We start from the raw sequence: 4667 nt of genomic DNA, 5'->3' as shown, positions 1-4667 counted from the left end.
CCGCAACGGGATCTTGACGCCGTTTGATCATGAGGCCGTCGCGGGTGCCGGGCATGAACTTCACGGCGTTGTTCTGCAGCCGCCCACGCAAGAAACCGGAGACCCTCAGGCTCATCGGTGTCTCCTGCAGCCGCATGTTCACATGCGTGGCGGTCCGGTGCAGGTCGTGCAGCGCTTTGCGTCTTGGGCTCAGCGCCGAGTATTCCCGCAGCGACAGCCACGATGCCGGGGTGAACGTGCCTCGCATCGCCCGCCACTGCTGCCATCCCTCCCACCTGGTGCGGTCCGGTGGCGGCCCGGCTCGCAGGAACGGGACGATCGGGCTCTCAGCAGCCGGCGGTTCCGTCACGGGGGTCCTCCTGATCGTCCTCGGGCAGGAGGAACATGTTGCGCTGCCGGAAGCTGGATCCCAGGGCGGGCGGGGGCTTGGGTGCGACCGGGACGGCTGCCTCCCGCCGGCGGCGCCGTTCGGTGTCGATGCCGTCGGCGGCCTGGGCGGCGCGGGTCGGCCAGCGGCCACCGGCTCGCACCGGCTGGCCGCGGCGATCTCGCCGAACGACAGGCCCCGGCCGGCCGAGTCCACAAGCTCCGGCTGCAGACCCAGCGGATCGGTCAGCGGCCGGCGCTGGGAGGAGATCGCGTCCAAGGACCAGGGAACGTGCTCGCGCCACCGCCCCACCAGCACGAAGTGCCAACCGCAGGCCAACGCGACCTTCCCGGCCGCGGCGAAGGACTCCCAGTCCTCGTCGCGGATCAGCGGCTCCGGGCGGACGTCGATCAGCCACACTCCGAAACGCGTCACCGCCAGGAAGTCAGGGGTTTGATCCCTGGGCTTGAGGTCGCCGGCGGTCCCGAATCGGACTTTCAGGGGCTGGGACACCACGTCGACCAGGTCCCCGGCGAAGTCCAGCGCCAGCAGAACCCGCGCTTCCTCCAGGCTCTCGAACCCATGGTGCCGGCCAGTGCTGACGAGGAACTCAAGGCCGGGACGGTGTCGCTGTCCGCGACGCCAGGAAAACCCGCGAATCGGATCCACGTCCGTCACCGGCGACTGCGCCAGTTCCCAGACCGAGCAGACTCCAGGGCACGCCCGGATTTCCAGGACACCGACCACCGCCGGGGCCAGTCCTCGGCCAGGTCCAGCCCGGCTCCACCCTGCCCGACGCCGATAGGGACGATCAGATCCGTCCATGAGACGCAATGCGACCACAGCACAGCATCCATACCCTCATCGGCTGCGCTCCACCGTAAGTCGTGGCCACCATCCACGACTCTATGGAAGCACTCGACCACGCTCCGCGTCTGCGGTTCGACCATCGTCGAGCTGATTGAATGTGGCTGGTGGCGACAACATGGGCTTCACTGCCCGACCGGGTGCGGGAGCGGGCCGATCAACTCGTCCTGCAGGACCGCCGTTTCGAGGCCGTCCGCGAGATCTGGGACTGCGGCATCGAGCCACGGCCGAGCCTCGGCGACTGTCAGGTCATCGTCGCCGAGCGGTATCGCGAACTGGGCGACCGCGTCCATCGGACGCCGGAACGGCCCCGAGATCTCGCAACGCTGATCGGCCAGGTCCAAGCATTGCCCGGACGACCTGCCGCAATCGAAGCGTTCTGGGACGGCGACACACAAGGCTGGTTCGTCATCCTGGCTGCGGCAATGACGGAGCCGCAGGCCGAGGTCGATCTGGCATTCATCCGCCACGGCGGAGACCTGCGACTGTTCAACGGCCAGGCCCCGCCATGGCCGGAGGCCCTGGAAGCGGAAACCACCGGACGAGCGCTGGCACAGCACTTCGGAGTCCCGTTCCACTTCGCCAGCCCGGACACCCCCGACGACGAGGCGCCACGCTGGCGAGAATCCCGCTGACCACTACGCCCCGGTCGACGAATGCCAGGGGTCACACGGCTGGCGGGCGCGTGACATCGAAAGAGTCCCACTCCAGGTTCCAGAAAGAACGCTTCGAGCCCGTGGTCCGCGATGTACTGCCGCTAGACGTCATGGATGGGATAGAGCCCGACGATGTTGATGACGTCGTGGCCTTCGTGTCCTTCGGGGCTGACGTCGACCCGGAAGTCCTGCGGATCGGCGATCGTCGGCTCGTAGATCACGAAGGCGGTCATTCGGGACTCCGGCGAGATCGGCTCACCGAAGTCGATGGTATTCCCGTAGCCGAACGGGCATTTGCCGCGCAGCGTTTCGGCGAGGTGGCCGGCCGCCATGGCCCAGAGGCGGTCAGTCGATCGGACACTGATGGAGAGTTCCCGGCTGCCGTTGCGCCAGGCGGGGTGGTCGGCCAGCGACAGCCCGTAGGTGTAACCGACAAGGTAGCCGGGCGAAGGATGATTGCTATAGGTCATGACCGTGGCCTGGTCCAGGTCGGGGGTGCTCGACCGGAACGGCGTGAAAGCCGGCTCAACGCCACGGGACAGCCGGTCGAGGTGGGCCAGGAAGCGTTCGACACGGCTGATCATGAGCGCATCCTGCCTGGTTCGCAGCAGCTTGTCGATCAAATGCCGAGCCCAGGCCGTGAAAGCGCCGATGACGTTCGGCCCTGGCCGCCGGTATCGGTACCGAAGGTCAAACTCCGTGTCCTGATCTCCAATGCAGGCTTCGACACATACTGGGCCTACCACCTGGTTCAAAGAACACCAGCGCACCCACCGATCCCGCTACCGGCTCGCAGCATGACCGTTGGGGTCACCCCGCATCATCTGCACCCACGGGGCGACGGCATCGGGGCCGTGCCTCGTCGAGGACGGCCGGCCAGACTCGCCGGGTCTCAGCTTCCTGTTTCTCTTGCGCGAGTCTGGCGGCTTCCTGCTGTCGTTTTCCTTAGCTTCCGTAGCTTCCTTAGCTCGGCACCAGCTGCCACTGTTGGTTGGCGCCGCCGTTGGCGGTCCATTGCACGACCTGGGCTCCGTCGCTGGTCGATGCGCCGTAGACGTCTGCCACCAGTCCGCTGTCGTGACTGGCGATGGTGTAGTACCCGGTGCCGGCGGGCTTGAGGTACCACTGCTGGTTGGTGCCGCCGTTGGCGGTCCACTGTTGCAGCTGCAAGCCCGCGGTCGAGGAGGAGGCGTTGACGTCGAGCGCCTTGCCGCTGGCCGTATAGGTCAGGGTGTAGGCGCCGCCGGATGTGGTGGCGATGGTCCATGCGGCAGCCCCGGTCTGCTGGACGGCTTTGGCGCCGTCGGCGGTGGAGTTGCCGGCGATGGCCAGAGGCTTGCCGCTGTTGCGGTTGACGATGTGGTACGTGCCCGGCGTGGGGCCGCTGTTGGAGCCGCTGAGGGTGAAGTACTCGATCGAGTCGGTGAACGTGGTGGTGCCGCCCTTGGTGGTGGTCAGCACCAGGTAGATCCGCGAGCCGCTGGCCGGTGCGGTGAACGTGACCGGGGCGGTGACCCGGGAACCGAGCGGGATGGTGAGGGTGCTGGTGCCGGTGGCGATGACCGTGCCGGTGGGGCTGTCGAGGCGCGCCGTCCAGGTGAAGCCGACGGAGGTGCCGCTGAAGTCGTCGTTGAACACGGTGATGGTGCGTGTCACCGTGCTGCCGGCCGAATAGCCGGGCACCGCCGAAGGGAGCGGGAAGGTGCCGTTGGAATCGGAGGCGCCGGAGGCCGCCCAGTAGGGCAGGTCGATCGCGGCGATGGGGTTGAACGCGGCCTGGATCCGCTGGATCTGCGGGTTGCTCCAGGGATCGGTCAGGTTGTCGGCACCGTAGATCGGGTGGCCGCCTTCTTCGGGGGTGAAGTCGGTGCTTCGCACACCGGGGACGAACCCGGCCCAGGCGGACAGCAGCGTGTACGGGCGCAGGTCGCTGGCGTCCTTGCCGCGCTTGGCGATCGTGGAAGTGGCGAACCACTCAAAACCCTGCTTGTTATTACAGGCGGGCCAGATGTACTCACCGTCGCCGAGGGGGCGGCCGGTCCCGGACCAGAGCTGCGAGCCGTAGTGGCCGAAGCCGTCCAGGTAGTGCGGCACGATGTTGAAGTTGGCGTACGTCATGTTCGGGTAGTGGTTCGGTGCCGCGCCGACACCCGCGTCGACGCTGATCGGCCGGGTGCCGTCGTTGCCGTTCATCGCCGCGTACAGGTCTTGCTCGAACCGCTCAGAGTCGAAGCTGCTGCCGGTCGGCTCGTTGGCCTGGCTCCAGCGGATGACCGCGGGGTGGTTGCGGTCGCGCAGCACCAGGGCGCGGGCGTGGTTGACCATGTTGTCGTGTCCGGCGACGAAGTCCTGGGTGTTGTTGGAGCCGCGGATGGCGGTCTCGTCGATGATCATCAGGCCCATCTCGTCGGCCACGTCGAGCATGTAGGGGCTGGCCGGCTCCTGGTGGATGCGGACCACGTTGTAGTTGAGCCGCTGGAGGTTGTCGACGGCCTGCGGCCAGCCGCCGTTCGTGCCCGACGGCGGCAGGAAACCGGGCAGCGTGTCGTAGGCGTCGCCCACGCCGCCGTTGTTGACCCGGTCGTAGTCGGCGCCTTGGAGATTGTCGCCGCGCAGGTTCGCCCGGACGCCGTTGAGGTAGTAGTACGCGCCGTTCTGCGTGAACTCCCGGAATCCGAACCGGTAGGTGGCGTCGCTGGTGTGGCCGTCGTCGGTGGCGGCGTGCACGGACAGATTGTGCAGCTGGGCACGGTAGCCGGCGCGATAGGGCACGTTCG

Annotated in this window: 4 protein-coding genes; 1 reads left to right on the top strand and 3 read right to left on the bottom strand. The window is 67.4% G+C overall.

Translation table 11 applies throughout. The features are described 5' to 3' along the window. Positions 1-1114, bottom strand: a 1114-nt coding sequence (locus JF597_RS53315; protein WP_294014235.1) for a hypothetical protein, incomplete at its 3' end; no start/stop codon positions are given. A 227-nt stretch (positions 1115-1341) separates the two neighbouring features. Here JF597_RS53315 and JF597_RS53310 point away from each other — a divergent pair. Next, positions 1342-1869 carry a hypothetical protein gene (locus JF597_RS53310; RefSeq protein ID WP_294014233.1) on the top strand — a complete coding sequence of 176 codons (528 nt, stop codon included), beginning with the start codon at positions 1342-1344 and terminating at the stop codon, positions 1867-1869. 122 nt (positions 1870-1991) lie between these two features. Here JF597_RS53310 and JF597_RS53305 read toward each other — a convergent pair whose 3' ends face one another. Both JF597_RS53305 and JF597_RS53300 read right to left on the bottom strand, forming a co-directional pair. Further along, positions 1992-2513: a suppressor of fused domain protein gene (locus JF597_RS53305; protein WP_294014232.1), complete on the bottom strand. Its 522-nt coding sequence runs from the start codon at positions 2511-2513 to the stop codon at positions 1992-1994. 340 nt (positions 2514-2853) lie between these two features. After that, positions 2854-4667, bottom strand: a 1814-nt coding sequence (locus tag JF597_RS53300) for an RICIN domain-containing protein (protein WP_294014230.1), incomplete at its 5' end; no start/stop codon positions are given.

This window comes from Streptomyces sp. (assembly GCF_019510245.1).
In the GTDB taxonomy this organism is placed as follows: Bacteria; Actinomycetota; Actinomycetes; order Streptomycetales; family Streptomycetaceae; genus Streptomyces.
Note: the sequence above shows the minus strand (reverse complement) of the source record. Positions and strands in the feature narration are given on the sequence as shown.